Annotated in this window: 28 protein-coding genes; 8 read left to right on the top strand and 20 right to left on the bottom strand. The window is 37.4% G+C overall.

Annotated features, from left to right (window positions below):
• Position 1: 1 nt before the first annotated feature.
• Positions 2-847, top strand: coding sequence for an NAD(P)-dependent oxidoreductase (locus tag M030_RS0112915; RefSeq protein WP_027373891.1), 846 nt, complete (start codon positions 2-4; stop codon positions 845-847).
• Positions 848-956: 109 nt separating this feature from the next.
• On the opposite strand, the gene M030_RS0112910 is transcribed toward M030_RS0112915, so the two are convergent.
• The 13 genes from M030_RS0112910 to M030_RS0112850 form a co-directional block, all read right to left on the bottom strand.
• Complete coding sequence (locus M030_RS0112910; protein WP_194295750.1) at positions 957-1,244, bottom strand: GNAT family N-acetyltransferase; 288 nt, start codon at positions 1,242-1,244, stop codon at positions 957-959.
• A gap of 1 nt (position 1,245) precedes the next feature.
• Positions 1,246-1,641: an OsmC family protein gene (locus M030_RS0112905; protein WP_027373889.1), complete on the bottom strand. Its 396-nt coding sequence runs from the start codon at positions 1,639-1,641 to the stop codon at positions 1,246-1,248.
• Positions 1,641-1,859, bottom strand: a complete 219-nt coding sequence (locus tag M030_RS0112900; RefSeq protein ID WP_027373888.1) for a (4Fe-4S)-binding protein — start codon at positions 1,857-1,859, stop codon at positions 1,641-1,643. The genes M030_RS0112905 and M030_RS0112900 overlap by 1 nt, the downstream gene beginning before the upstream one ends.
• 1 nt (position 1,860) lies before the next feature.
• The gene (locus M030_RS0112895; protein WP_027373887.1) at positions 1,861-2,439 is read right to left on the bottom strand and encodes a TMEM175 family protein; all 579 of its coding nucleotides are present in this window, start codon (positions 2,437-2,439) and stop codon (positions 1,861-1,863) included.
• A complete protein-coding gene (locus M030_RS0112890; protein ID WP_027373886.1) occupies positions 2,432-2,971 on the bottom strand; it encodes an NADPH-dependent FMN reductase in 540 nt (179 codons plus the stop codon). Before M030_RS0112890 ends, M030_RS0112895 begins: the two co-directional genes overlap by 8 nt.
• 15 nt (positions 2,972-2,986) lie before the next feature.
• On the bottom strand, positions 2,987-3,886 hold the full coding sequence (locus M030_RS0112885) for a pirin family protein (protein ID WP_027373885.1): 900 nt from the start codon (positions 3,884-3,886) through the stop codon (positions 2,987-2,989).
• Positions 3,887-3,939: 53 nt separating this feature from the next.
• Positions 3,940-4,251, bottom strand: a complete 312-nt coding sequence (locus M030_RS0112880) for a GNAT family N-acetyltransferase (RefSeq protein ID WP_027373884.1) — start codon at positions 4,249-4,251, stop codon at positions 3,940-3,942.
• Between the two features lie 235 nt (positions 4,252-4,486).
• Positions 4,487-5,362, bottom strand: a complete 876-nt coding sequence (locus M030_RS0112875) for a pirin family protein (protein ID WP_027373883.1) — start codon at positions 5,360-5,362, stop codon at positions 4,487-4,489.
• Positions 5,363-5,496: 134 nt separating this feature from the next.
• Positions 5,497-6,900 carry an MFS transporter gene (locus M030_RS0112870; protein ID WP_027373882.1) on the bottom strand — a complete coding sequence of 468 codons (1,404 nt, stop codon included), beginning with the start codon at positions 6,898-6,900 and terminating at the stop codon, positions 5,497-5,499.
• A gap of 140 nt (positions 6,901-7,040) precedes the next feature.
• Positions 7,041-7,853, bottom strand: a complete 813-nt coding sequence (locus tag M030_RS0112865; RefSeq protein WP_027373881.1) for a hypothetical protein — start codon at positions 7,851-7,853, stop codon at positions 7,041-7,043.
• Positions 7,854-8,080: 227 nt separating this feature from the next.
• Positions 8,081-9,748, bottom strand: coding sequence for an asparagine synthase B (gene asnB, locus M030_RS0112860; protein WP_027373880.1), 1,668 nt, complete (start codon positions 9,746-9,748; stop codon positions 8,081-8,083).
• 319 nt (positions 9,749-10,067) lie between these two features.
• Positions 10,068-11,735 carry a GLPGLI family protein gene (locus M030_RS0112855; RefSeq protein WP_027373879.1) on the bottom strand — a complete coding sequence of 556 codons (1,668 nt, stop codon included), beginning with the start codon at positions 11,733-11,735 and terminating at the stop codon, positions 10,068-10,070.
• Between the two features lie 124 nt (positions 11,736-11,859).
• Complete coding sequence (locus M030_RS0112850; protein WP_027373878.1) at positions 11,860-13,065, bottom strand: RsmB/NOP family class I SAM-dependent RNA methyltransferase; 1,206 nt, start codon at positions 13,063-13,065, stop codon at positions 11,860-11,862.
• A gap of 172 nt (positions 13,066-13,237) precedes the next feature.
• Here M030_RS0112850 and M030_RS0112845 point away from each other — a divergent pair, with 172 nt between their 5' ends.
• Complete coding sequence (locus M030_RS0112845) at positions 13,238-13,582, top strand: zinc ribbon domain-containing protein YjdM (RefSeq protein WP_027373877.1); 345 nt, start codon at positions 13,238-13,240, stop codon at positions 13,580-13,582.
• A 325-nt stretch (positions 13,583-13,907) separates the two neighbouring features.
• Here M030_RS0112845 and M030_RS0112840 read toward each other — a convergent pair whose 3' ends face one another.
• Positions 13,908-14,843, bottom strand: coding sequence for a sulfate/molybdate ABC transporter ATP-binding protein (locus tag M030_RS0112840; protein ID WP_027373876.1), 936 nt, complete (start codon positions 14,841-14,843; stop codon positions 13,908-13,910).
• Between the two features lie 75 nt (positions 14,844-14,918).
• On the opposite strand from M030_RS0112840, the gene M030_RS0112835 reads away from it, so the two are divergent.
• On the top strand, positions 14,919-15,578 hold the full coding sequence (locus M030_RS0112835; protein ID WP_027373875.1) for a YceI family protein: 660 nt from the start codon (positions 14,919-14,921) through the stop codon (positions 15,576-15,578).
• A gap of 127 nt (positions 15,579-15,705) precedes the next feature.
• Positions 15,706-16,716, top strand: a complete 1,011-nt coding sequence (gene pheS, locus M030_RS0112830; protein WP_027373874.1) for a phenylalanine--tRNA ligase subunit alpha — start codon at positions 15,706-15,708, stop codon at positions 16,714-16,716.
• Between the two features lie 272 nt (positions 16,717-16,988).
• Here the strand turns inward: pheS and M030_RS0112825 are convergent, their stop codons facing one another.
• On the bottom strand, positions 16,989-17,759 hold the full coding sequence (locus tag M030_RS0112825; RefSeq protein ID WP_027373873.1) for a DUF3108 domain-containing protein: 771 nt from the start codon (positions 17,757-17,759) through the stop codon (positions 16,989-16,991).
• A gap of 151 nt (positions 17,760-17,910) precedes the next feature.
• On the opposite strand from M030_RS0112825, the gene M030_RS0112820 reads away from it, so the two are divergent.
• Positions 17,911-18,966, top strand: a complete 1,056-nt coding sequence (locus M030_RS0112820) for an NAD(P)/FAD-dependent oxidoreductase (RefSeq protein WP_027373872.1) — start codon at positions 17,911-17,913, stop codon at positions 18,964-18,966.
• Positions 18,967-18,978: 12 nt separating this feature from the next.
• Positions 18,979-19,308: a 2Fe-2S iron-sulfur cluster-binding protein gene (locus M030_RS0112815; RefSeq protein ID WP_027373871.1), complete on the top strand. Its 330-nt coding sequence runs from the start codon at positions 18,979-18,981 to the stop codon at positions 19,306-19,308.
• A 78-nt stretch (positions 19,309-19,386) separates the two neighbouring features.
• Here the strand turns inward: M030_RS0112815 and M030_RS0112810 are convergent, their stop codons facing one another.
• From M030_RS0112810 to M030_RS0112790, 5 genes are all read right to left on the bottom strand, one after another.
• Positions 19,387-21,540, bottom strand: coding sequence for a prolyl oligopeptidase family serine peptidase (locus M030_RS0112810; protein WP_027373870.1), 2,154 nt, complete (start codon positions 21,538-21,540; stop codon positions 19,387-19,389).
• A 105-nt stretch (positions 21,541-21,645) separates the two neighbouring features.
• Entirely contained in the window at positions 21,646-22,227 is a 582-nt protein-coding gene (locus tag M030_RS0112805) for a TIGR00730 family Rossman fold protein (RefSeq protein ID WP_027373869.1), read from the bottom strand.
• A gap of 79 nt (positions 22,228-22,306) precedes the next feature.
• Positions 22,307-23,749, bottom strand: a complete 1,443-nt coding sequence (locus M030_RS0112800; RefSeq protein ID WP_027373868.1) for an aminoacyl-histidine dipeptidase — start codon at positions 23,747-23,749, stop codon at positions 22,307-22,309.
• 141 nt (positions 23,750-23,890) lie between these two features.
• Complete coding sequence (locus tag M030_RS0112795) at positions 23,891-24,382, bottom strand: hypothetical protein (protein ID WP_027373867.1); 492 nt, start codon at positions 24,380-24,382, stop codon at positions 23,891-23,893.
• Between the two features lie 20 nt (positions 24,383-24,402).
• On the bottom strand, positions 24,403-25,008 hold the full coding sequence (locus M030_RS0112790; protein WP_027373866.1) for a hypothetical protein: 606 nt from the start codon (positions 25,006-25,008) through the stop codon (positions 24,403-24,405).
• Positions 25,009-25,385: 377 nt separating this feature from the next.
• Between M030_RS0112790 and recR the strand changes: the two genes are divergently transcribed.
• Positions 25,386-25,997, top strand: a complete 612-nt coding sequence (gene recR / locus M030_RS0112785) for a recombination mediator RecR (RefSeq protein ID WP_027373865.1) — start codon at positions 25,386-25,388, stop codon at positions 25,995-25,997.
• Positions 25,997-26,836, top strand: a complete 840-nt coding sequence (locus M030_RS0112780; protein ID WP_155860247.1) for a glycosyltransferase family 2 protein — start codon at positions 25,997-25,999, stop codon at positions 26,834-26,836. Before recR ends, M030_RS0112780 begins: the two co-directional genes overlap by 1 nt.
• The last annotated feature ends 32 nt before the right edge of the window (positions 26,837-26,868 follow it).

The raw sequence follows: 26,868 nt of genomic DNA, 5'->3' as shown, positions 1-26,868 counted from the left end.
AATGGAGACAGAAAAATTAGGATTTATAGGGTTGGGAAGTATGGGACATCCCATGGCTAAGAACTTGGAAAAGGCCGGTTTTTCCCTGGGTGTTTATAACAGAACTGCTGAAAAGGCTGAGGCATTTAAAAATCGGTCGATAGTGTATACAAGTGTTTGGGAACTGGTGGGAAATTCTGATATTATTTTTACAATGTTAACCAATGACGCGGCAGTACGAGCAGTGTACGAAGAAATTCTTTCTGTGGATATTCGTGGTAAACTGTTAATAGACATGAGTACCGTTTCTCCTGAAATCAGTAAAGATATCGCTTCAGCAGTTAAAATAAAAGAAGCCGGCTTTATTGATGCTCCTGTAGCCGGAAGCACCAAACCGGCAGCTGAAGGAACATTAATTATTATGGCCGGAGGAGATGAAAGAGATGTTTTACGGGCCGAACCTTATTTACAAAAACTGGGAAAAGCAGTTAAGCATCTGGGCGAAAACGGGAAAGGTATTGTCGCAAAATTATCTGTGAATTATTTTATTTCCGCATTATATCAGGGGCTTGCTGAAACGATCTTATTTTCAGACAAATTAGGGATCGAACGAAAAGATATGCTGGAAATTATTAATGAAAGTGCAAGTGGAAGCGGTGCCACCAAGGTAAAAACGCCATTGTTACTTAGTGATGATTATGAGCCTTCATTTGCCCTGGACCTCATGCTGAAAGATATTCTTCTGGCCAAAAATGCAGGAGCCGATTATCCTTTGTCAAAAACCTTAAGCGAAACGTACCAGGCTGCTCATGATGCAGGATTTGGCGAAGATGATGTGATAGGCATTATCAATTATTTGAAACAGTAAATAGGAAGCAGGTACACAAAACAAACATTGTCGAAGTATTTGTGAGTAAAAATAAAACCCTTTCGTAGATGTACTATGAAAGGGTTTTATTGTAGGGTGAAAACAGTGACTAATTCACTAAAACATCCTGAAGTTCAGGACTTTTTTGGAAACTTGCCTTCGCAAAAGGACAAAGAGGAATGATTTTTTTTCCATTCTTTCGGGCAAAATCTACAGCAGCCAAAAGCATTTCCTTGCCTACACCTTTTCCGTTGTAAGCTTCTTCCACTTCAGTGTGGTCGATGATAAATCTTTCTTCTCCGGCCCAGGTGTAGGTCATCATTCCTGCGCGTCTTCCATCTATGAAAGCTTCAAAACTTCCGTGTTTTTCGTCGTTGTTTTGTTTTACTTCGATCATGTTATGAGAATTTTGTTAGTATTTCTATGTCGTTAGTTAATATTTTATGAACAGGGCAGGCGTCAGCAATGGTATGCAGTCTTTTCAACTGCTCTTCATCCAGAATACCTTCGAAGCTGATATCTCTTCTGAAGATGGCTCGTTTGGTCAGCGGAAAATTTTCGAGTTCTACCTCTACATTAATATTTTCCACATCCCACTCCTTTCTTTCAATATACATTCTCAATGTTGCTGCTGTACAACTTGCCAGAGAGGTAGCGAGAATTTCCAAGGGATTAAAGCCTTTGTTTTGACCGCCTTTATCAATAGGCTCGTCTGTGATGATTGTATTGTCACCAGCTGTTACCTCTGTATAATATTTTGTTTTTCCTAAGCTTGCTTTTACCGTTACCGCCATTATTGTTTAGTATTGAATTTATAACTTAATGCTCCTGATGGGCATAGATCTATCTGCTTTTTAAGCTCTTCGGGAGTTGCATTTTCTGCTTTTATCCAAGGCCTGTCTTTAGGATTGTAGACGTTGGGAAGAGTTTTTACGCATATAGCAGAGTGAATACACTTTTTGGGCTGCCAGATTACTGTGATATCACCGTTAGGATATTCATGTGTTTCCATATCAATTTTCTTTTAATGATTTTTCGATTCTTCTGTCCGGAATCAGCCATATAAGAGCCACGATATAATAAAAACCTATGGCAATATAAGGATAAAAAAATGAAGTACCGATGCCCAGGACATAAAAAATAATCGATATATATTCTTTAAATGTAGAATGTATTGCTTGTTTGAGCTTTGATTCTTCTCCCTCACATCGCATAATGACATATTCCAGGACCGTATATGCGATGGCCGACATAATCAGTCCGATACCATACGCAGCAACAGGATTTTTGGCAAAACCGGTCGTTCCGATCCATTCTGTGGCAATAGGCATAAGGGATAGCCAGAACAGCAGATGCAGGTTGGCCCAAAGAATACTGCCATTCACCTTTTTTACCGTTTGAAATAAATGATGATGATTATTCCAGTAAATTCCTACATAAATAAAACTAAAAATATAAGCCAGAAATTTAGGCAATATAGGTTTAAGACTGGACCAGCTGCTTCCTTCCGGTACCTTGAGCTCAAGGACCATGATGGTAATAATGATTGCCAGAACACCATCGCTGAAAGCCTCCAGTCTTCCTTTAGTCATGGGATAATACCTGGTTTTTAAAGTTTTCTATTTTAGTTTTAAGGTCAGCAAGCATTTCCGGATTAATAACCCCACTTTCAAGGTCAAAATTTTCATAGAACTTCGGAAGTGAAAAGGTATCCTTAATATCTGCTGCAAACTGCGGGAAAAATGTTTTCGCTGTGTTCATTACATTGCCGCCGCCATAGCCACCCGGAGAAGTACTCATCAGGAGCATGGGTTTGTTTTGAAAAAGCTTTACATTAATTCTTGAAGCCCAATCGAAAACATTTTTAAAAGCAGCACTGTATGATCTGTTGTGTTCCGCAAGCGAGCAGATAATCACGTCCGATTCTTCAATGGCTTTTAAAAACCGATGTGCTTCATCCGGAAATCCTTTCTTTTCAAGATCTACAGAGAAAACCGGCATGGTGAAATCATTAAGGTCAAGCAGATTGATTTCTTCATTCTGAAAATCTTTCAGTACAAATTTTACCAGCTCACGATTGATCGAAGTAGAAGAAGAACTTCCGGCAAAGGCTACTATTTTCATGGTTTCGGATCGAATTTATTTTCTGTTTAAAATTGCTTTGGGAAGAGGTACATATTCCTGATCATCACCGGGAACCAGAGGGAACGCATCATGGTTCTGATCATTCCAGTTTACCTTTGCCTGATCAATGATTTCTTTGTCAGAATTGACAAAATTCCAGAATATAAAACGTTCCTCATCAAACGGCTCACCACCGAAAAGATAGACCGTACCATTTTCACTCATGTCAAATTCACAAAGCTTTGTGTCTTTGGCAATCATTAATTGTTTTGAACCATAGGAATTTCCTTCAGTGCTTACCGTTCCGTCCAGAACATACATGGCTGCTTCACCATAAAGGTCTTTTCCGATGCTTATTTTTTTCGGTTCCTTTGTTTTGATTTCAAGGAAGAATAATTTACTATGAACAGGAACCGGAGATTTTTTTCCGAATGCCTCACCGGCAATTAATTTATACTGAATTCCATCTTCTTCCCAAACCGGAATATCGTCAGCTTCAATATGGCTAAAAGTAGGCTCAGACTGCTCAAGATGTTTAGGTAATCCTACCCAGATCTGAAATCCGTGAAGCCTCTTATCACTGTGTCTGAGATATTCAGGGGTTCTTTCTGAATGTACAACTCCTTTTCCGGCCGTCATCCAGTTGACAGCGCCGGGTTTTATTTCAATAGCGCTTCCGATACTGTCTCTGTGAAAAATAGATCCTTCAAGTAAATACGTTAACGTAGATAATCCGATGTGAGGATGCGGAGGAACGTCAAGGTTCTGATAATCCTTTAGTTCAGAGGGGCCCATATGATCAATGAATACAAAAGGTCCCACAGCTCTTTTTTCACGGAAAGGAAGAAGTCTTCCTACCAGAAAGTTTCCTATATCTGCTGCTTTTTCTTCGATGATAAGTCCAATATTTGACATAATAATGTAGTACGTTTTTTTAAGTGTTTATTTAAATTGAGTAGGGCTGAAACTTAAAGTTTATCGTATCCCTCAAACTTTTCGTCAACAATACGTTTCCACTCAGGATGTTTTTTGATAAATGCAAAAACATATGGGCAGAATGGTAATAGTTTTTTGCCACTTTCTTCAATATAATGTAAGGTTTTTTCAACCACCGCAGCCGCAGCTCCCGTTCCTGCCAGTTCGGGTTCAGCTTCTGTATGGATCAAAGCAATCTGGTGAGTTGTTTCACGATAGTCGATAAAGGCATAATGGCCGTTGAATTCTATTTCAAATCTTTTATCTGCTTTTACCAGAGGTATATTTTCAAAGTCTTGTTTCATAATTTTTTAATAAAAGGTAAGTCACTTCAGGTTGTATAACCGAAAATTAAACCTAACAGGTTTCTGAAACCTGTTAGGTTTGTTTATGATACGTCAGAATAAAGTTACTGAGTAATAAACCTCATAGGTTTGAAAATCTATAAGGTTTACCATTGGTATTAATCTTTATTCAACATAATTAAATATAAAGTTAATAAAAAAGGAATAACCAAAGATTAAGATAAATTTAATTTTACTAATCTTCCAGATAACCGAATTTTCCGGTGTTGAAATCTTCAAAAGCCTGCATAATCTCCTCTCTCGAATTCATGACAAAAGGGCCGTGAGGATAAATGGGTTCATTAATCGGCTCACCACTGATGATTAAAATCACCGAATCTTCATTTGCTTCAATGGTGAAAGTTTCTCCTTCATTTTTAAACAAAGCAAAGTGATCTGCTTTTACATGTTCTTCACCGTTGATCACGATATTTCCCTCGATCACCAAAGCCGCTGTGTTGAAATGAGCAGGGAAGTTAAATGTTGCTTTTCCTCCGGCTTTAAGTTTTGCGTTCATCATATGGACAGGAGTGAATGTGGTTGCCGGACCTTTATGCCCTTCATATTCACCTGCAATAATTTCTATGAATCCGTTATCGTTCAGGTCTACTTTCTCCATTTTGGAGTTTTCAATAGCCTGGTATTTCGGACTGCTCATTTTATCTTTTGCCGGAAGATTGACCCAAAGTTGGACCATTTGGAAAATTCCACCGTTCTTTGCCCATTCTGTTTCATGGTATTCTTTGTGAAGAATACCCTTTGCTGCGGTCATCCATTGTACATCTCCTTCTCCGATGATGCCGCCTCCGCCCGCACTGTCATGATGTTCTACTTTTCCGCTGTACGCAATGGTGACCGTTTCAAAACCTCTGTGCGGATGAACTCCCACTCCTCTGGGTCTGTCTGAACCATTGAAATGAAATTTTGAATTATAATCCAGCATAATAAACGGATCCATTCTTTTCATATCTAAACCGTGTACGCCCGGAATAAAATTATGAACTCTAAAACCGTCGCCTACAAAATGCGCAGGTCTTGGAGATACTACGATTTCTACTTTTTTAGTTGCCATAATATTGTTGATTTTATATATACAAAGGTAGCATCCTTATATGGCAAAGGCATTGATCTGTGATAAGTTCGCAGACACCCGAAATAATGAAAAAGGAAAAGAAAAATTACAGGTTACAATTTCTTTTCTGAAAGTTAATCATCTTTGGATTTCATGTTCTTTCCATCTGAAATATGAAGTCTTCTGAAAACAAATCCTGATAAAATCGTTAATATTCCTACCGTAAGAAACGTATACCGGAAGGCATTGTGGATTTCTCCTTCGATGAGGTCTGTGCTTTCAAATAATTTTAAAACAATAAGCCCGAACGCAATCCCGAAACCGATAGCCAGCTGCTGATTTACCGATATCAGAGAATTACCGCTACTGGTCTGAAAATTGCGCAGGTCAGCAATAGAAATGGTATTCATGGAAGTAAACTGAATAGAGTTGAAAAATCCTAAGACGGCAATAATAGGTACAAACCAATATAAAGAGGTATGAATATCAGGAATGGCAAGCAGACAAATTAGGGTTCCGATAATAAATGTATTCATCATTAACGTCTGACGATATCCGTATTTATCAAGAATTTTAATAACGGATGATTTCCCGAAAATAGCCGTTAAAGCCATCGGTGCAATAATCCAGCCCGAAGTTACTGCAGATTGTTTATACGCAATCTGAATCATCAGGGGAAGAAGTAACGGGACGGAACTGATCCCTAATCTTGTCGCCAGGTTTCCCACAATTCCTACCCGGAAAGTTCTTACCTGAAACAGGTCCAAAGGAAAAATAGGATGGCCTCCTCTTTTTGCATGCTTATAATAATAATAGAGAAAGAGGAATCCGAGGATAAATACCACAAGAACCGGTGTAATATTCTGCATGTCTCCGAACAGTTCCAGCGAAATTGAGAGCAGAAGAGAGGCGGCAGCAAAAATCAAAAACCCTTTTAGATCAAAATCTACATCATCGGATTTATAATTGGGCATAAATTTTAGACCTAAAACAATTCCCAGAAATCCAATAGGAATATTGATCAGGAATATCCAGTGCCACGAAAGATAATCTACCATATATCCACCGACTAAGGGGCCAAGTACCGGTCCGATAAGAGCAGGAATAATGGCGAAGTTCATCGCCTTTAGCAGCTCACTTTTGTCAAAGGTTTTTATCAGGGCCAGTTTTCCGACCGGGGTCATCAGGCTTCCGCCGACTCCCTGAATAACCCTTGAAATAACGAGATGGGTGAGGTTTTGAGATAATGAACAGAATAAAGAACCCAGACTGAAAAGTATCAGTGAAACAATAAATACCTTTTTTGTTCCGAAACGGTCTGCCAGAAAACCACTGGCAGGCATAAAAACGGCTAGTGTCAGTACATAGCTGATAATCGCATTCTGCATATTAAGCGGTGATTCGTGAAGGTCCTTGGCAATGGAGGGTAACGAAGTATTCAGGATGGTGGAGTCCAGCATTTGCATAAAAATAGCGGTAGCCAGAATCAAGGGAAGAATTTTCTTTACGGACGTCTGTTGTGAGTTAGTATCTGTCATGTTGTACAGACCGGGATCTTTACAATTCCCGGACTTATTTTATGTGGAGAAAAGGCTTGCTTTAAGCTATTTCAATCTTTAGATAAAGAAATCCATATAAAATTAAAAAAGTCCTGCGAAATATCACAGGACTTTTTGATTTATTTTCTTGGTTTTTCTACTCCTTTCCATTCATCACCGGCTTTTTTGTACTGGCTTAATGTAAATGTTTTGAAATCCTTGGTTTTGTATTCAATATTGTCTGTATTCTGCTCAAATGGCATGATATAATAGTAATCAAGGTCTGTTTTATCAGATTTGTTCCCTTTTTTTACAGAAGGTACATACTTGGAAAATTTATAACCAGGAAGATATTGTCTCAATCTTGTATAAAATGATTTGTCGTCTTTTTCACTAGGGATGATGTCTACGATATTCAAATCATCTTTTTTCTTATCGATCCACAGATAGTATGTTTTCTCTTCCCCCATGTTTCTGTTGAATGAGTTGAAAGCAAACAATTCTTTTGGAACCAGTTCCTTGATTTTCTCAGGATCCACTTTAGTGTAATATTGTCCTTTTGAAGGGTCAACATAAGTTTCCAGATTGTACATCAGAACAGAATTGTTTTCAAATTTTTTATTTTTAAAATATTGATTTAAAGATAATTCTGCAGTTGCCCTCAATTCCTTGCCCCTGTCATCAAGCTTTTTCGTAGGATTCTGGGGATTTACATATTTTACAAATTCATATAAAACAACAGGTTTTATATCTTTTAAATGGGGATAGGTTTTAAGCTGTTCTGCTTTTACCAACCAGTAAAATTGTTGATAGTAATCATCTTTATCAGCATCTTTCACACTTTTATAAGCTAAAGCAAGCTTTTTAGAATTCAGATACTTGCCGTATTTTCCTTGTCCGAAGGCGAAACTTATGGATAATAAGGCAAATAAAACAGTAAGGTTTCTTCTCATTTTTTTTATAATTGATATTTTCGTTTTCCAAATATAATTATTTATTAGATATTATTTCTGATTGTGAGTTAAATTATGCCATATTATTGTCGTTAATTCAAGAAAAAATCCTGTATTGCTACAGGATCGATAAATTTTATATATCTGAACTCAGATCGTAAAAGCTGAACCCATGTAAATAGAGAAAACACAATCATTTACAGTAAACATCATATTCTCATTTTCAACTAATATGACGTTTCATGTACTTTTACAGCCCTTCCACTTGGGTCATTCATTTTTTTGAAAGCTTCATCCCATTCTAATGCAATAGGAGTAGAGCATGCTACAGACGGAACAGAAGGTACTGTGGCTGCAGACGTCTCGCTCGGAAAATGTTCTTCAAAAATAGTTCTGTATCGGTATTCTTCTTTGTTTTGCGGAGTATTCAGCGGGAACCTGAATCGCGCATTGGCCATCATTTCATCGGTGACTTCTTTTTCTGCCACCTCTTTCAGGGTGTCGATCCATGAATATCCTACACCGTCTGAAAACTGTTCTTTCTGTCTCCATGCAATAGATTCCGGAAGAAGATCTTCGAATGCTTTTCTTAATACCCACTTTTCAATCTTTCCTTCAGCCACGTTGATCATTTTGTCTTTTGGGTTAAGGGTCATGGCTATATCCATGAATTCTTTATCCAGGAAAGGAACCCTGCCTTCAATTCCCCAGCTCATCAATGCTTTGTTGGCTCTTAAACAGTCGTAAAGGTGTAGTTTTCCTAATTTTCTTACTGTTTCATCATGGAACTCTTTAGCGTTCGGAGCTTTATGGAAATACAGGTATCCGCCAAATAATTCGTCAGACCCTTCTCCGGAAAGAACCATTTTGATTCCCATAGATTTGATAACTCTTGCCAAAAGATACATTGGGGTAGAGGCCCTTATGGTGGTTACATCATAAGTTTCGAGATGATAAATTACATCACGTACGGCATCCAATCCTTCCTGAACAGTGAAGTTAACCTCATGGTGAACAGATCCGATGTGCTCTGCAGCTTTTTGGGCCGCAGCAAGATCCGGTGAGCCAACCAATCCTACAGCAAAGCTATGAAGCCTTGGGTACCATGCTTCCTGAGTGTCACCGCTTTCAATTCTTTGTCTGGCAAATTTTGCAGTAATGGCAGAAATCACGGAAGAGTCCAAACCTCCGGAAAGAAGTACTCCGTAAGGAACGTCGCTCATCAGCTGTCTGTGAACGGCATCTTCCAGTCCTTTTCGTAAGGTTTCAATATCCGTATCGTTATCTTTTACATGATCGAAGCTTTCCCAGTCTCTGGTGTACCATGGTTGCAGCTCTTCTCCATCTTTGCTGTATAACAGGTGTCCCGGTAAGAACGTTTCGATTTTTTTACAGACTCCTTCCAGTGCTTTGAGCTCTGAAGCCACATAATAGTTTCCGTTTTTATCCCAGCCCTGATACAGCGGGCAGATTCCCATGTGATCACGGGCTACAAGATATACATCGTTTTCTGTGTCGTATAATGCAAATGCGAAAATTCCGTTTAGTTTTTCAACAAAATCCTTTCCGTATTTTCTGTATAGGGCAAGAATAACCTCGCAGTCAGATTGAGTCTGAAACTCATAATCAGGGAATTCTTCTTTTAATTCTCTATGGTTGTAGATTTCACCGTTCACGGCTAATACTACTTTTCCGTCTTTAGTAAATAAGGGTTGTTTTCCTGAAGTAGGATCTACAATGGCAAGTCTTTCATGGGAGAAAACTACTTTTTCGTCCTGATAAACTCCGCTCCAATCCGGTCCTCTATGACGGATTTTTTTTGACATCTCCAATACCTGAGCCCTTAATGTCTCTGTTTTTTGTTTGGCGTCAAATAAACATACTATTCCACACATATTTTTTATTATTTATGAAACAAAAGTAGAGTTGATGTTTATAAATAACAATAAAAAATATTTAAAAGCGAAAATTTTTAATCAAATAGTTTTAAAATAAGAAAAAAATAAATTATTTCAAGTGATTACCATGTTTTTGATTAATTTTTTTCGCCAAAGGAAATTAAATGGGGATATATACAAAATAAAAATGACATATTTATTAATATATGGTAATTAATTATATGAATTTTAACCCTTACTTTGTGGCTCGAAATAATTTTTTTTCATCATTTGTGTTTTTACCTTCTTGCAATTCTCATGCAAGAAGGTTTTGTTTTTATTGTACCCCTAATAAAGTCCCCGATACATTCCATGAGCTGAAACTTGTGCCCTCTGTAGGGCCCTGCGGAATTTTTACCTGAATGGTATGTTTTCCCGCTTGTAAATCTCCCAAAGGAATAAGGTCAGGATTGGTAACGGTTCCCGGGCACCAATTGGATCTGCTGAGGTCTGATGAAGAAAGGCCATCCGGAAAGTTTCCCGAAGCCGGATTATAAAGTCTGTAGGATCCGCAGTCTGTTCTCCACGGTATAAAAGAAAATATCTGTTTTCCGTCAATGAATATAGAATTAGCTTTCGGTACAAATTCATCCCCGTTTTCCCAGCCTCCGTGTCCGGTGGTTGTATATCTCAGCTGGGCATTTTTCAGATCTTTGTGTAAAGTAAAGTCTACGGATAACCCTTTATCCTGATTAAACATGGTGGAATAGTCCTGTCCTGCCATTTCCATAATATTTAACGTATTGAACAAAGGAATGATGGTATTGTTTTTATAAACGGTCTGGTCACTTTTATGAATGGTGATTTCAAGACTTATCTTGTGTCCTCCTTTATCATAATTACCGATGAAAGCTCCAACCCAGAGTTCTTTCCCTGATAAGGACGGCTTTAATTCTGTGATATCCTGTCGGTAAGGATTTACAGTTTGCCATGTTTTATCTTTAAGCTGGATATGATTGAATTTCTGAATTCCAAAAGGAGTAAAGAATCTCATCATTTCAACAGCAGGATTGTATTGGTCTGTGGCAACAATTCCGTAATATTGTTTCCCGTTTCCGTTTTCAAAAACCGGTAGCGTTTTTGCTCCTTTCTCCAGGCCGTCAAAGAATGAGGTCTCTTTATCCTGAGGAATGAAAAAGACGGTTCCGGTTCTGTCATAAGCATCTCCATTGGACTGTTGTTTCAGCTCTACGAAAATATTTTCACCTTCCGTAATAGACGGAAACTGAATTTTCTTTAGGATAATTGTTCCGTTGGCGTATCTTTTTATTTGATGATCAGATTTTGAATCGTCAGAAAAATTGATCATTTCATTCTCAAAAATTTTCAATGTGGTAAACCTGCTTTTCCAAAGAAGGTCTTTATATCCCAGCTGATCTGTGGATTGTACCGGTCCTTTGATGATATTTTCAATGCCGGTATTTTTGATTTTTTTGATAGAACTGGCCGTGATGACCGAATTTTTATTTCTTTCAACTTCCAGCACCAATCCGAGATTTTGACCTAAAACAGATGGCCCGCCCTGAACTTTTACATCATTCGTATACCAGATTTCAATCGTATTTGAATTCACTTTGGTAACTGCTTTTTTACACAGATACCCCAATATTTTTTTGGTGTCATTGGTGTGTTCAAAATTCTGTTTTCCTACGGATTCCGTATCTGAAGATGAAATGATCTCACCGGGTTTTAAAAATGCATAAGAAGTAATGGTATTAGACGGTTTCTCTACCTTGGTGATCTCGAAAGGATAGCTGCTTTTGTGCTCTTTAATAGCTGTGTTGAGGATAAAGCTTTCTTTTTCGTTAACCCAGACTATCGTAGAAGGCTGATCACTTATTGTCTTTCCGTTGTATGAGCTTGTAAATTGAATTTCATAGGTTTGAGCTGAAATCAGGCAGAATAAAAAAACGGATAAGAAACTGAAAACAATTTTATGGTGCATCAAAAGCGGTTTAATCTATACAGTAAGTAGAAAATACGGGTGAAATGTTACACTTTTTTAACATAAAAAATAAAAAAACTACCCTTTTAGAGTAGTTTTATATTGATTTGGATATTGTTCCTGATTAAGAAATTCTTTCGATCAGAGCCATATAGAATCCATCGTATCCTGTACTTGGCATTACTTTTTCATCTTTGATCATTTTGAATCCCGGGTTGTTTTTTAAGAATTCTTCTACCTGCTTATTATTTTCAGATGGCAGAATAGAGCATGTAGCATACACCATCTTTCCGCCTTTTTTAAGCATTTTAGAATAGTCCTGAAGAATCTGTTGTTGTTCTTTTTTGATCCTGTCGATAAAGTCCTGATCGATTTTCCATTTGCTGTCCGGGTTTCTTTTCAAAACTCCAAGGCCTGAACATGGCGCGTCAATCAATAATCTGTCTGCTTTATCGTGAAGACGTTTGATGACTTTATTATCGGCAATCATTCTGGTTTCGATATTGTGAGCTCCGGCTCTTTTTGCACGACGTTTCAGTTCTGCCAGTTTCCATTCAAAAATGTCTAATGCCACAATCTGACCTTTATTTTGCATTAATGCTGCCAGGTGAAGTGTTTTTCCACCTGCACCGGCACATGCATCTACTACTCTCTGGCCTTCTTTTACATCCAGGAAGTATCCGATTTTTTGGGAATTGGCATCCTGAACTTCAAACAGACCTTCTTTGAAAGCCGTAGTAAGGAAAACATTCTTTTTCTCTTCCAATTGTACGGCGTCCGGATAATTTTTAATCGGAAATGAAGCCACTCCTTCATCAGAAAGATCCGAAATAAGTTCTTTGGTGGTCGTTTTTAAAGAATTCGTTCTTAAAACCGTAGGAGCCTGCTCGTTCAGTGCAATCATCTCTCGCTCCCAGTTAGCCCCCAATTCCTTTTCCAGTGTTTCTGCCAGCCAGTCCGGGATAGAATGTTCTATTGCTTTTGTAGGTACGGTGTTCTTTTTTAATTTGGTAAGAATATCGGCGATTTTAATTCCGTCAAATTCTTCAAATTTTTTATAATTGGTTTTGCTCCAAAGAAGATAGGCGATAATGAGCTTATAGATATTGTTAGGCTTTACCCCTTCACCCATATAATACTCGAGGCGTTTCTTCCAACGGATAATATTGTAGAAAATCTCAGAAACAACAGCTCTGTCCTGGCTTCCCCATTTTTTATTAGCTTTTAAAAGTCTTTCGATTACTTTATCTGCGTATTTATTTTTCTCGAAAAATGTTTCTTGTAAAGCATCGTGAATTCCGATCGCTAAGTTTCTGTGAATAAGTTCCATAAATTTGCTTCGCTGTTTTGAATCTGCAAAAATACGACTTTTAATTGAGAGTTAAGAATTTGCACCTGATGAGTTTCTGTGTCGGAGGGTTTACGTCTGTTATTTATTGCCTTACCTGTTGTCTCTTGACTGCAACCTCTAAAAAGCCCTACCTTTGCAAAAAAATAAAAATATGAGTGATACAGTACTTTGTCCGAAATGTAGTTCCGAGTTTACTTATCCAAGCGATAACATGATGGTGTGTTCCCAATGTTTCTATGAATGGAATCCCGAGGAGGCAGCATCTGAAGCCGCTAATGAAGGTAAAATATTGGATTCTAACGGTAATGAACTTCAGGACGGTGATTCTGTAGTGGTTGTTAAAGATCTTCCCGTAAAAGGAGCTCCAAAACCTGTAAAGGCTGGAACGAAAGTTAAAAATATCAGATTAAGACCGGGAAGTGATCACAATATTGATTGCAAGATTGATGGTTTCGGGGCTATGGCTTTAAAATCAGAATTCGTGAAAAAAGCTTAAAAACACAGATAATAGAGTTTTATTAACCATATAGAAACATAGGGAATCTACTTTTGTATTGAAAAACTATGTGCCTATGTGGTTAATTTTTGTGATAAAGGCATAAGAAAAGGAAAAAATTGGACAGTGTAATCTTTCAAAAAGACTTAATTGCAAGATTGCTAATGTCCGTCCGGAAGGCAGAAAGAGAAGTAACCAAAAATTTCCTTATGCTGTGTACTACAAATGTAAGAAAAAGTTTTAAAACAGGTTCTTACATTTGTATTTTTTTATCCACAAATTATGGATAAGTATAAGGAAATGTATGGGTTATGTAATGTTGTTTTTAAACAAATGAAATATTTACCATTCCATCTAATCTTTCATCTGTAAACATTACTATTACTTTATTTTTTACTTTTACTTTATTCCAGTAATGATTGCCGGCAAATCTGCTTTCAATAACTTCGGCATTACATCCGGTTTCTGTAATTTTGATTTCCTTCGGATAATAAGAAAATTTACTAAGCTGAAAATCAGTGATCTCTTCTTCAGTGAAGATGTTCACTTCTCCAAAAAGTTTGGCAACATAGGAATTGTATGGATGTCTATAGGTCTGTTCAGGGTTGTCATTCTGAATAAGTCTTCCGTCCTGAAGGATTACAATCTGATCGAGCCATGGCATAATATCCTGAAGTTCGTGGGTAGAAATGATCAGCGAGACATGATGTTGTTTTACATATCTGAAAAGTCTCTCACGAAGCTCAATTTTTCTTGGAAAATCCAGATTACTGAACGGCTCATCTAAAATAAGCAGCTTGGGAAGTACAGAGAGAGCTCTGGCAATAGCAACGCGCTGTTGCTGGCCGCCACTTAAATATTTAGGAAGTACATGGGCAAATTCCTGAAGACCTACCACTTCCAGGAGTTCCATTACATTTTCTTTCTTTTGTTTTAAATTGATATTCGAAATAAATTTACCGACATTTTCAGCAACGGTAGCATAAGGCATAAGATCAAAATTCTGTGCCACAAATTTCATTTCCGCTTCTCCGGGAACCAAGTTTCCTTTAGGCCCCGACAGTCGGGTCCCATCAAAAATAATATCACCACTTTCCCAATCGAGAAGTCCATAAATAAGGCTGAGAAGGGTTGATTTTCCGCAGCCGCTTTCGCCGGCAAGGGCAATGATTTTATTGGCTTCAAACCTTAAATTGAGGTTCTGAAACAGGGGTTTGTCTTTGGTGTGGGAGAAAAATAAATTGTTTATTTCTAATAGCATATTACAAATGTAAGGTTTTTATGAAAACACAATTTTTTTTATTATATTAGCGGGAGTAATAAAAATAAATCAAAAATGAGAAAAAAACTGTTTTCGTTAGCTATTCCTGCTTTATTTATTGCTGCAGTGATGGTTTCTTGTAAAAAAGATAAACCTCTTACCAGCGAAAGTAATGAAGTGACAACGACTAAGGAAGGAAGTCAGTACACATTGGATACGCTAAACAGTAAAGTGGAATGGAAAGGATATAAAGTATTTAAATCTGAAAATACAAGCCACTTCGGAACAATTAAGTTCGAAAGTGGAGATGTAACGGTGAAGGAGGGAAAACTGGAAAGCGGAAAATTCGTTGCTGATATGAATTCTTTAACTTCTGTGGACCTGAAAGACAGCCCGGAAGATTTAGGGAAATTAAACGGCCACCTGAAAAGTGGTGACTTCTTTGAAGTAGAAAAATTCCCGACTGCTTCTTTTGAAATTACAAAAGTTACTCCCGCTACAGAAGGAGACTATAATACCTTGTTGGATGGTAATTTAACCATTAAAGGAATTACAAAACCAGTTCAGTTTAAAGCTAATGTTTCTGTGAAGGATGGGGAAGTGAGTGTAGCGACTGAGCCGAAAGATATCAAAAGAGAAGAGTTTGGGGTAAAATTCCAGGCTCCTGCTGAAAACGGCGTGATTAAGGATGAGGTAACTCTTCAGATCAGCGTTAAAGCTTTAGAAAAGAAATAATTTTTTTATTTAAGTGAAATAAGTGATTGAAGTCTGCCTCCCGAAAAAGAGGCAGATTTTTTTATTACGGATTAATTATTCAACTTAAAAATCGTATTTTTGCAAAACATTTTGAAAGGGTAAAATAATGATAGAAAAGATAGAAGAACTACTGATCGAAGTAAACGGCTTCAATGCTACCTCTAAGGAAGATATAGAAAACTTCCGAATCAAGTACAACGGTAAAAAAGGGGTTCTGAATGATTTTTTTGAAAAATTTAAAGAAGTTCCTAACGACCAGAAGAAAGAATTCGGACAGAAGATCAATACTTTAAAACAAGCAGTGGCTGTAAAATTAGAAGATTTGAAAAACTCTTCCGCATCTTCCGTTGCTGTAGAAAAAGAAGATCTTACAAGACCTGCCTTTCCATTGGAACTGGGTTCAAGACACCCGATCAACCTGGTAAAAAACAGAATTATCGAAATTTTCAAATCTATCGGGTTTGCAGTAGCAGACGGTCCTGAGATTGAAGATGACTGGCATAACTTTACTGCGCTTAACCTTCCGGAATATCACCCGGCAAGAGATATGCAGGATACTTTCTTCATTGAGCAGAATCCTGATATTCTTTTAAGAACGCACACTTCTTCCGTACAAACCCGTTATATGGAAGAAAATCAGCCGCCAATCAGAATTTTATCTCCGGGAAGAGTATTCAGAAATGAAGCAATCTCTTCTCGTTCTCATTGTATTTTCCATCAGATTGAAGGATTATATATTGATGAGAATGTAAGTTTTGCAGATTTAAAGCAAACCATACAATTCTTTACTACAGAACTCTTCGGAAAATCAAAAATCAGAATGAGACCATCATTCTTCCCGTTCACTGAGCCTAGTGCTGAAATCGATGTATATTGGGGATTAAACTCTGAAACAGATTACAGAATCACAAAAGGAACAGGTTGGCTGGAAATCATGGGATGCGGAATGGTAGACCCTGCAGTTCTGAAGAACGTGAATATCGACTCTGAAAAATATTCCGGATATGCATTCGGAATGGGGATTGAAAGAATTACGATGCTTCTTTACCAAATGAGCGACATCAGAATGTTCTTTGAAAATGATATCAGAACCTTGGAGCAATTCAAGACACTATAAAAAATCAAACCTCCGGAGCTCCGGAGGTTTTTTGTTTTTAATTACTGACCTAAGAAACAAAACGGTAACTAAAAACTGATTTTATTGAAAAATTTACACGTGTCCTTGTTTCCTACGCTGATACTTCGCTTCCTATGGCCCTGAAGTCTTCATTGCAACGACATTCCTGAGGGCTGCTTCTATTATAAAGACAATCAATATCAATTGTATATTACATGAAAATAAAAAAGCCTGTACAATTTACAGGCTTGAAATATTAGAATCAGTACTTATTACTTACTAAACTTTAACGGATATTTTACATTCTTATAATCATCAATGCTGGCTTTCAAAGAGCCTACCGCCAATTCAGCTTTCAATAGCATCGGGACATGATTGGCATCATTGGAAACCCACATCGTTACGCCTTCTTTTTCTTTAAATACCCTTCCGCTTTTCACGGATGGAATAATTTTTAAACAGTTAATAGTCCCGAATTTGGTCTTCAGATCTTCTGTTCCTGTCACTTTCAATTGGAAAGGAAACATCTCATCATCAATCCATACATTCATATTAATTACCGTTCCCACTTTCAGCTCTTCCGGGCTTTTACTTCTCAAATAATAAAAGCATGAAAGCATATCCTGCACACCTTTTACTGATTTCAAAACTTTGGAACCATTGGCAGGTGTCTTTTTATCTGTTAAAATTAAAGTATTGTTATCATGATTGAAGACCGTTTCAAAATGCTGACGATATCCGCCTTCACGCACATTTCTCACATAGAAACTAGGTAATCCGTTTTCTGTATTGATGAAGCTTTCATACAAATCTTCTACCTTAAAGAAGGCTTTTACCGCTCCTGTGGTTTGTCCGGTACCTTTTACATACAAGTGAGGAACTCCTTTGTAAGTGGTTTTTTTTGTTGTAAGATTTGCGGTCCCTGCATTTAAGAACCCATAGTGAATTCTTAAAGTGATCGATTCGCCGTCTGCAATATTATCAATCTGTGCCGAGCCTAAAAAGAATATAAATACTGCAACAAGGTTCAAAATTTTCTTCATGGTATGTCATTTACAAATACATTGCCAAATTTAAAATCTTAATTGATAGATATTTGACAAATCTCAGGTTTTTATTTAGAATCAATTAAATATGCTTCGCATTAAAATTAGTAAATTTGCAGTTACATGTATAATTAAATTATCTTAAATTATGATAACCACTGATATATTGATCATAGGTGCAGGACCTACAGGACTTTTTGCAGTTTTTGAAGCTGGTCTTTTAAAAATGAAGTGCCACATTATTGATGCGCTTCCACAGCCGGGAGGGCAATTGGCGGAACTTTATCCTAAGAAACCTATTTTTGATATTCCGGGGTATCCATCAGTGAATGCCGGAGAATTAGTGGATAATTTAATGGAGCAGATCAAGCAGTTCCAACCCGGATTTACGCTGGGAGAAACTGCCGTTTCCTATACGAAAGTAGACGATGAATGGTTTGAGGTAATCACCAATAAAGGAACAGTTCACAGATGTAAGGCGATTGCCATTGCCGGTGGACTGGGAACTTTTGAACCAAGAAAGCCTACGTTTGACAACGTAGCTGACTATGAAGAAAAAGGTCTTGAATATTTCGTGAAAGAACCTGAACATTTCAGAAATAAAAAAGTAGTGATTGCCGGTGGAGGAGACTCTGCCCTTGACTGGAGTATCTTCCTTTCTAATGTAGCAAGCGAGGTAACTTTAATCCACAGAAGAAATGAGTTCAGAGGAGCTTTGGATTCTGTAGAAAAAGTTCAGGATTTGAAAAATGAAGGGAAAATTAAATTAATTACTCCTGCAGAAGTTACCGGTATCAGAGGTGACGGAAAAGTAGAAGCGATCACTGTACAGAAAGATGGTGAGGATGCTTTTGAAATTGAAACCGATTATTTCATTCCTTTATTCGGATTGACTCCCAAGTTGGGGGAGATCGGAAACTGGGGATTGAATATTGAGAAAAATGCGATTGTCGTAAACAATGCGCTTGATTATCAAACCAATATTGAGGGGATTTATGCCATCGGTGATATCAATACATATCCCGGAAAATTAAAACTAATTCTCTGTGGTTTCCACGAAGCTACTCTGATGTGTCAGAGTGTTTACAACAGATTGAATCCTGGTAAAAAATTCGTATTGAAATATACAACGGTAAGTGGAGTAGACGGATTTGACGGTAGCCGTAAAGAAGCAGAGAAGGCTGTTGTGAAAAAAATTGACTAATTTTGCAGAATTATGTCAGATATTAATATTAAAATCACCGACAGAGAAGGTGTAACCCACGATGTGATAGCTCCTACGGATATGTCCATGAACTTAATGGAGATCATTCGTTCTTATGAATTGGCAGAAGAAGGTACTATTGGTGTATGTGGAGGAATGGCGATGTGTGCTTCTTGCCAGGTATATGTAATTAATGATCCCGGTCTGGAACCGATGGGAGATGAAGAAGATGCGATGCTGGCTGAAGCCTTCCATGTAAAAGACAACAGCAGATTGGGATGTCAGTTGCATATAGCAGATGAAATGGAAGGACTTGAAGTGGAAATTGCTCCTTATCCTTAGAAAATATTTTTTAATCTTAATATAAAGCCCGTTGGAGTTGTACTCTAACGGGCTTTGTTTTTTTATAAATATTTCACATTATTTTTTTGCCGGTTGGAACTTTGGATGCCCCACCTGCCATAATGCAAAAGCATACATATCTGCATATTCACGGAAGGCAACATCCAGATCACTTGTGAAATGGCCGTTTTCATAATTCACATAGAGCAGGACAGGTTTTCCTGAAGCGGTACTGTTCTGCAGCTTCGCAGCAAATTTTCCAGGTTCCCATGGGGTAATTCTGGAATCATTCATCCCGGTACGAACGAGAACGGCAGGATATTTTACTCCTTTTTTTACTTTGCTTTGCACATCCATTTCGATCAGATGTTTGATGTCCCCGGACTCTTTTATGCTTCCCACCTCGGGAATCTGATTGGCCCCATTAGCAGAGTTTTGTGAACGAAGTACATTGGTCATCCCAACTTCAGCGATAGCAACGCCGTATAAATCCGGTCTTTCTGTGATGGCTCTACCTATAAGTACACCACCCATACTTGCTCCGTTGCCGATCAGTTTTGATGGGGAAGTATATTTCTGATCAACAAGATATTGTGAGCAGGCAATAAAATCTTTCCATGTATTGGGCTTTTTGGATTTCATTCCGTCTTGGTGCCAGTTTTCACCTTTTTCACCGCCACCTCTTACATGGGCAATAGCGGTCACGACACCTTGCTCCAGCAATACAACCAATTTATTGGAAAAACGTGGAACGGAAGATATTCCATAGCCGCCGTAGCCGGTAATATAAGCGGGAGCAGTCCCGTCCATTTTCATATTTTTAGGATAAATAATCGAAAGGGGAACCATGGTGCCATCGTGGCTTTTTACTTCTACTTCTTTTACTTCGTATAATTGAGTATAGTCAGGATAGTTGTTGTCTCCATTAAAATATTTACTTTTTACAACCTTACCGTTGGCAGGGCTGTATTCGTAAGCTGTACGAGGAGACAGCCAATTAAAATTATAGCATTGAAGATCGTCATTTTCACGGGCATTAAGCGGTGCAGAATTATTGACTCCTTCAGGTAAAGGAATTTTTTTGATGGCGAAGGTTTTCATATCCATCTGATATTTTTCCTGGGTAATACCGTTACTTACAGAGTAAATAAGATAATTTTTTGAGGTTTGTATAGAGGTTATGGAAGTCGTATTACTTTCAGGAACAAGTATTTTAGCATGCGCAAAATCCGGGTTTAATAAGCTTGTAACTCCTATTTTATAATTGGGTGCATTTTTATGGGTAAGGAAAAAGAGCTGATCTCCTGTAATAAATGTCTGAACAATATCATCTGAAGATTTTACAATCTGTTTCCAGGTGATTTTTTTATCCTTCAAAGCCGAGTAGGGGGCATAAAACTGCGGACTTTCCGATTTTGTGGAACCAAGATTAAGCAGGATATAGTTAAAATCATCAGAAAATTCAATCATAGGAAATTGCTCGATCAGCATGTTGAGTTCCGGATTATCTCCTTTGGAAGCCAGAACTATATCTTTATCTGTGCTGGTGCCAATATGATGCAGCTTAGCTTTCATATCTTTCAGAAGCATGTTGCTGTTCGGATCTCCGGTACTCATTTGGGTGTAAATGATGGAATTACCGTCTGAGGTGAATTCAAATCCAAATTCGCTCCACAAGGGACTAAGGACATCATCGAGGAGTTTTCCGGTTTTGACATCTAAAATCTTAAGCTCACAAATTTCACCACCTGATTTTGAGAATAAAAGAGCGATCTGATTTCCCTTCGTATCTATGCTGAAATTGGTGATTTGGGTATTTTTTTTATAGGTTTCAGGATCAAAAAGTAAGCTTTCTTTTCCTGTAGTCATATCTCTTACATAAAGTTTAGAGAGCTTTTCGTTCTTTTTTGTTTTAGTATAGAAATAAAAATTTCCTCTCTGCTTGGCATAACTGAAAGTGTCACCACCCATTTCCTGAATTTGCTTCATCCCTTTATACAGCACATCACGATTGGAGATTTTGTCTATAACGCTATGGCTATAATCTGACTGGGCCTTGAACCAGTTTTTTACTTCAGGGCTTTTCAGATCTTCCAGCCATTGATAATTGTCTGTGATCTTTGTTCCGAAATAATCATCAGTGACAGATTTTTCAGGAGTGTTAGGATAATTATACTGAGCAAAAGTGATCTGGCTTAACAGAAAACAGCTCGTCAGAAATACATTTTTCATGGGTTTTATTTTTTTGTGAGAAAATTCTGATCACAAATGTACTAAACAATAAGATTATAGAAACGGAAAGAGGAAAACTTTTCAGGTCTTCCTCTTTCTGTAAATTTAAATTTCCTCTTTCGATATCCACTTTCCAACGGTCGGAGCCTGATAGGTTCTCATTTTTTCAAGCAGTTCATCAATATTGTCACTGATGAGCATCATTTCTCTGTTAACTTGCTTTAAAAAGCCTTTACTGACCATATTCTGAACCAGCTTGATCAGATCATCATAAAAGCCGTCAATATTCAATACACCGATGGGTTTCTTATGAAGCCCAAGCTGCGACCATGTAATCATTTCAAAAAATTCTTCCAGCGTACCATAGCCTCCGGGAAGTACGATCACTCCGTCACACAGGTCATTCATTTTGGTTTTTCTTTCGTGCATCGTTTCTACGAGCACCAGTTCGGTAAGGTTTTTATGAGCAATTTCTTTGGCTTGTAAAAAATGGGGCAGAACGCCGGTTACTTTTCCGTTTTCACTTAAAGCCCCGTTGGCAATGGTTCCCATTAATCCGGTTTGGGAGCCTCCATAAATCAATTGTATATTTTGTTTTGCTAAAGTCTGCCCTAGTAAAAAAGCCTGTTCTTCATAGATTTTATCTGTACCAAAGCTTGAGCCACAGAATACGGTAATACTTTTCATGTTTAAAATGTCTTAATGGTTTAAATTAAAATATCCAAAATCTTTGATTTTGGATATTCAATATAGTTGTTTTAATATTCTATTTCTGAGGAATATTCGCTAAAATATCTTTCAGGAAACTCCAGAACTTCTGAGCAGAAGGGATATTGGCCTTCTCGTCAGGAGAGTGAGCTCCTCTGATGGTTGGTCCAAAACTTACCATTTCCATGTTAGGATAATTAGCCCCGATAATTCCACATTCAAGACCTGCATGACAAGCTACTACATGAGGCTTTTCATTGAATTTCTCGGTGTAGATTTTTTCCATGATCTGTACGATCTCTGAACCAGGCAATGGCTTCCATCCCGGATAAGAACCACTGAATACTACATTCATTCCTGCTAATTCTGCTACAGATTTTAATTGCTCTGCGGTAGAATATTTAGAAGAATCTACAGATGATCTTGTAAGGTTCAGGATTTTAAGTTCTCCTCCTTTTAATTCTACTCTTGCTACATTGTTTGATGCTTCTACAAGGTTTGCTACATCCGGACTCATTCTGTATACCCCGTTGTGAAGAGCTTTTAAAGTAAGGATTACTTTTTTAGAATCCTCTTCTGATATAGCCTGATCTGAAGAAGTAGAGTTTTCAATATTGATCTGAAGTCCCGGTTCTACAGAAGCAAATTCTTCCAGAATATCTTTTTTAAGAGCAGTTGCTTCTTCAATGAATTCTTGAGCATTTCTTACAGAAACGATAGCAACTCCTTCTCTTGGAATAGCATTTCTTAACCCTCCGCCATCAATAGATAGTAACTGGATATTTTGATTTTCCAATCCTTTGTAAAGAATTCTTCCCAGGATAATATTGGCATTTCCGAAACCTTTATGGATATCCATTCCTGAATGTCCGCCTTGTAATCCTTTTACCTCAAGTCTTACAATCTGTCCGTTGGCTGCTTCTACAGGATAATTTTGAGTGATTGTCACATCAACACCTCCTGCACAACCGATATCAATCTCATCATCTTCTTCAGTATCAAGGTTCAAAAGGATTTCTCCCGTTAATTGCCCCGGTTTTAAGCCTAAAGCTCCTGTCATTCCCGTTTCTTCATCAATTGTAAATAATGCTTCCAAAGCAGGGTGAGGGATATCAGAGCTTTCAAGAACAGACATGATTGTAGCGACTCCCAGACCGTTATCAGCTCCCAGAGTCGTCCCTTTTGCTTTTACCCAGTCACCATCGATTTCCATTTTGATTCCTTCCGTTTCAAAATCAAAATTCACATCATTATTCTTTTGACAAACCATATCCAAATGTGATTGCAACACAACCGATTTACGGTTTTCCATTCCAGCAGTAGCCGGTTTTTTGATAATCACGTTTCCTACTTCATCTACTGTGGTTTCCAAACCAAGATTTTCACCAAATCCTTTGATGAAAGCAATTACTTTTTCTTCCTTTTTAGAAGGTCTTGGAACTGCATTTAATTTGGAGAAATTTTTCCAGATTATCTGCGGTTCTATGTTAGATAACTCCATTGAATTTTATTTTTCCCAAATTTACAAAATTAAAAATGCTTCTGTGGGATACAGAAGCATTTTTTATGGGTCGTAAAAAGCGAAAAAAGTAAAATATCAGATTCGATTGTACTCTATTTTCCCTTTTCAGTTTAGGGTGTTTTAACATCCACATTCTCCGTAAATCGGTGTGGTAACAACACTACCGTCAGGTTTTTCAATCGTCAGAGTGCCTTCAAATAATAAAGCTTCCTCACCCTTTATTTTTTTACCTTTTACAGAGATTTTGTAATCATTACTTTCGATTTCTTTGGTCAGTTCTTCGTCTACTTCCATATCACTTGATGAGATAAGGTTCATCACCATTCTTTTACCATCAAGTTTCATGTAAGCTGTTTTTCCGGCATCATCTGCGTAGATGTATTTTTCAGCTTCAAAATCAGCTTTGGTTTTGGCAAAGTAACATGAACATTCTTTGATCTCTTTGGGAAAAGCAATGGTCTCAATCAGAATTTTTTCTGAAGAAGACTGTGCTACAGCAGAATCTTTAACAATGTTTAGCGAATCGCCAGGAGCAGAACCCTGAACTGTTTCTTTTTCCTTTTTACAGGCTACTAAAAAAAGCGCAGAAAAGAAAATAATAAAGTATTTCATTTTTTTGTGGTTTTATTGTTTTAACCTCTTGCCCTTTCCAGAAGTGTCATCATTAATAAAGACAGGATTACCAAGCTTTCCTCCTCATCATCAATATCAATCAATCTGTCCAGCTGGAATCTTCTTCCGAAGAACGAAGGCATCTTTTTTAATTTAAAATAAGCTTTTCCATCAACACCAGTTACAGTATAGGAAGGATTCAGAAAATATCCGGTAAACATTCCGATGATGGGAAGTTCTCCTACAAAACTGTCCCAGAATCTTACCCAGGCACTGTCTTCCTGAACTTTAAATTTCGGTTGGTCATTCGCATCCAGGATATCATAGCTCGCTTTCCAGATAGAACGCATCCCTTTTCGTGCCAATCTGCCGAAATTTTTGTTATCAACGATATCGTTTAAGGAATAAGAAGCGTTAAAATCAATCCATTGATTAGCTCTGATTCTGAAAAGCTCCTTAGACTTGCTTTCATCATTGAATACAATTACATCTTCCTTCAGTTTAAACATTTTCTGACGCACATAGGCTACATAATTCCCGTTTTTGTCTGTAATGTTGAAGTCGCTTGCTAAGGTAGTGATTTTGAATTTGAAATCCAGTGGATAATTGAGATTGTTAAGTACCATGTTAGTTTATTTTTTTCATATGTAATTCGAGCGGCAAATATAAAGGTTTTTTTAGAGTTATAAGGTATTAGAAGTGTCAGGAAATGGTTAAAATATCATAATGAGACATTAATGAACGTTACATAGGATAAAAACTCATTGAAAGATTTTATTATGGCCTCACCGTTTAGTAAGAAAATATCTTATGATACAGGATGAAACAAGGGAGCTCAAATAAAAATAACCGTATTCTCAAAAAACTTAGTGGCATCTGAAGTGAAACCTAAAAATATAAACCTGGATTTAAAAACAAAAAAATGATTATTTACTCTATATAATAATGTTTTGTTTACATTTTCAATAGGTAATTTTCAGCTATAATCCCTATTTTTGTAACTATGGATTATCCAAGTAAAGTTTTGGCAAAAGCCGTTGATGAGATTTCAGGATTACCCGGAATAGGAAGAAAAACTGCGCTAAGATTAGCATTGCATTTATTAAAACAACCTAATTCCCGGGCTGTAAGCCTTGGGAATTCCCTGATTAACCTTGTTAATGAAATAAAATATTGCAAAGACTGTCATAATTTCTCAGATTTTGAGGTTTGTGAGATCTGCAGCAATGAAAAGAGAACCAGTGAACTGATCTGTATTGTTGAAGATGTGCGGGATGTAATTGCTATAGAAAATACCGGAAAATATACCGGAAAATATCTGATTCTTGGAGGAAAGATCTCTCCGATGGAAGGAGTGGGTCCCGGCCAGTTAAATATTCCGAGTATCGAAAGGAAATTAAATGAAGGTAAGGTGAAAGAATTTATTTTTGCCTTAAGTGCAACGATGGAAGGAGACACCACGGCTTATTATATTTACAAAAAATTTAAAAATTTCAATGTGAATTTTTCAAGTATTGCCAGGGGAATTTCAGTAGGGGACGAGTTGGAGTATGCGGACGAAATATCTTTAGGACGGTCGATTATCAATAGGTTACCTTACAACGAAAAGGATTAATTAATATGAAACTGTCAGTTATTATTGTAAATTATAATGTTACCCGGTTATTGAGAAACTGCCTTTTATCTATTCGAAAATATATAAAAGAAACTGAATATGAGGTGATTGTAATTGATAATGCTTCCACAGACAGTTCATGGGGAGACCTTATTCCCGAATTTCCCGAAGTCCGTTTTATGTCTTCCCAAACAAATGGGGGATTTTCGAAAGCAAATAATCAAGCCATACAAACGGCGAAGGGAGAGTATCTATTGCTTTTAAACCCTGATACCGAACTCGAAGGATTCTATATGAAAGATCTTCTGGATTTTGCCGATTCCCATTCAGGTTTTGGAGGCATGGGAGTACGTATGCATGACGCTCAGGGCAATTTTTTGCCGGAAAGCAAACGATCGGTTCCTGATATGTTCAACTCTTTTGAAAAACTGTTTACGAATTTCAGAAAGAATAATTCAAAATCTTATTATAGAAATGATATCGAGGAAAATGCCATTGCAGAAGTAGATGTGTTGACCGGCGCTTTTTTATTAGTCAGGAAAGACGTGTACGAAAAGGTTGGCGGCCTGGATGAAGCCTACTTTATGTATGGGGAAGATATAGACCTTTGCTATACCTTATTAAAGCATGGATATAAAAACTATTATTACGGTGAGGTTTCCATACTCCATCATAAAGGAGAAAGCACTATCAGAGACGAAGTGTATCTGGACAGGTTTTATGGGGCCATGCAGATCTTTATTGATAAATATTACCGCCAGTCAAAACCGGTACAGTATTCATTTTTGAAAACCGGTCTGAAGCTCCGCCATAAAATTGAAAAGATCAAATTAAAATAATTGAAAATTCAAGTTTGTTACAATAAAAAAAG

The organism is Chryseobacterium sp. UNC8MFCol, from assembly GCF_000482305.1.
Taxonomy (GTDB): Bacteria; Bacteroidota; Bacteroidia; order Flavobacteriales; family Weeksellaceae; genus Chryseobacterium; species Chryseobacterium indologenes.
The sequence above is the reverse complement of the archived record's forward strand: the minus strand, read 5'-3'. Positions and strand labels throughout refer to the sequence as shown.

Coding starts and splice junctions, on each gene's coding strand:
- M030_RS0112915 (WP_027373891.1), top strand. CDS start 2: ATGGAGACAGAAAAATTAGGATTTATAGGGTTGGGAAGTATGGGACAT.
- M030_RS0112910 (WP_194295750.1), bottom strand. CDS start 1,244: ATGATCGAAGTAAAACAAAACAACGACGAAAAACACGGAAGTTTTGAA.
- M030_RS0112905 (WP_027373889.1), bottom strand. CDS start 1,641: ATGGCGGTAACGGTAAAAGCAAGCTTAGGAAAAACAAAATATTATACA.
- M030_RS0112900 (WP_027373888.1), bottom strand. CDS start 1,859: ATGGAAACACATGAATATCCTAACGGTGATATCACAGTAATCTGGCAG.
- M030_RS0112895 (WP_027373887.1), bottom strand. CDS start 2,439: ATGACTAAAGGAAGACTGGAGGCTTTCAGCGATGGTGTTCTGGCAATC.
- M030_RS0112890 (WP_027373886.1), bottom strand. CDS start 2,971: ATGAAAATAGTAGCCTTTGCCGGAAGTTCTTCTTCTACTTCGATCAAT.
- M030_RS0112885 (WP_027373885.1), bottom strand. CDS start 3,886: ATGTCAAATATTGGACTTATCATCGAAGAAAAAGCAGCAGATATAGGA.
- M030_RS0112880 (WP_027373884.1), bottom strand. CDS start 4,251: ATGAAACAAGACTTTGAAAATATACCTCTGGTAAAAGCAGATAAAAGA.
- M030_RS0112875 (WP_027373883.1), bottom strand. CDS start 5,362: ATGGCAACTAAAAAAGTAGAAATCGTAGTATCTCCAAGACCTGCGCAT.
- M030_RS0112870 (WP_027373882.1), bottom strand. CDS start 6,900: ATGACAGATACTAACTCACAACAGACGTCCGTAAAGAAAATTCTTCCC.
- M030_RS0112865 (WP_027373881.1), bottom strand. CDS start 7,853: ATGAGAAGAAACCTTACTGTTTTATTTGCCTTATTATCCATAAGTTTC.
- asnB (WP_027373880.1), bottom strand. CDS start 9,748: ATGTGTGGAATAGTATGTTTATTTGACGCCAAACAAAAAACAGAGACA.
- M030_RS0112855 (WP_027373879.1), bottom strand. CDS start 11,735: ATGCACCATAAAATTGTTTTCAGTTTCTTATCCGTTTTTTTATTCTGC.
- M030_RS0112850 (WP_027373878.1), bottom strand. CDS start 13,065: ATGGAACTTATTCACAGAAACTTAGCGATCGGAATTCACGATGCTTTA.
- M030_RS0112845 (WP_027373877.1), top strand. CDS start 13,238: ATGAGTGATACAGTACTTTGTCCGAAATGTAGTTCCGAGTTTACTTAT.
- M030_RS0112840 (WP_027373876.1), bottom strand. CDS start 14,843: ATGCTATTAGAAATAAACAATTTATTTTTCTCCCACACCAAAGACAAA.
- M030_RS0112835 (WP_027373875.1), top strand. CDS start 14,919: ATGAGAAAAAAACTGTTTTCGTTAGCTATTCCTGCTTTATTTATTGCT.
- pheS (WP_027373874.1), top strand. CDS start 15,706: ATGATAGAAAAGATAGAAGAACTACTGATCGAAGTAAACGGCTTCAAT.
- M030_RS0112825 (WP_027373873.1), bottom strand. CDS start 17,759: ATGAAGAAAATTTTGAACCTTGTTGCAGTATTTATATTCTTTTTAGGC.
- M030_RS0112820 (WP_027373872.1), top strand. CDS start 17,911: ATGATAACCACTGATATATTGATCATAGGTGCAGGACCTACAGGACTT.
- M030_RS0112815 (WP_027373871.1), top strand. CDS start 18,979: ATGTCAGATATTAATATTAAAATCACCGACAGAGAAGGTGTAACCCAC.
- M030_RS0112810 (WP_027373870.1), bottom strand. CDS start 21,540: ATGAAAAATGTATTTCTGACGAGCTGTTTTCTGTTAAGCCAGATCACT.
- M030_RS0112805 (WP_027373869.1), bottom strand. CDS start 22,227: ATGAAAAGTATTACCGTATTCTGTGGCTCAAGCTTTGGTACAGATAAA.
- M030_RS0112800 (WP_027373868.1), bottom strand. CDS start 23,749: ATGGAGTTATCTAACATAGAACCGCAGATAATCTGGAAAAATTTCTCC.
- M030_RS0112795 (WP_027373867.1), bottom strand. CDS start 24,382: ATGAAATACTTTATTATTTTCTTTTCTGCGCTTTTTTTAGTAGCCTGT.
- M030_RS0112790 (WP_027373866.1), bottom strand. CDS start 25,008: ATGGTACTTAACAATCTCAATTATCCACTGGATTTCAAATTCAAAATC.
- recR (WP_027373865.1), top strand. CDS start 25,386: ATGGATTATCCAAGTAAAGTTTTGGCAAAAGCCGTTGATGAGATTTCA.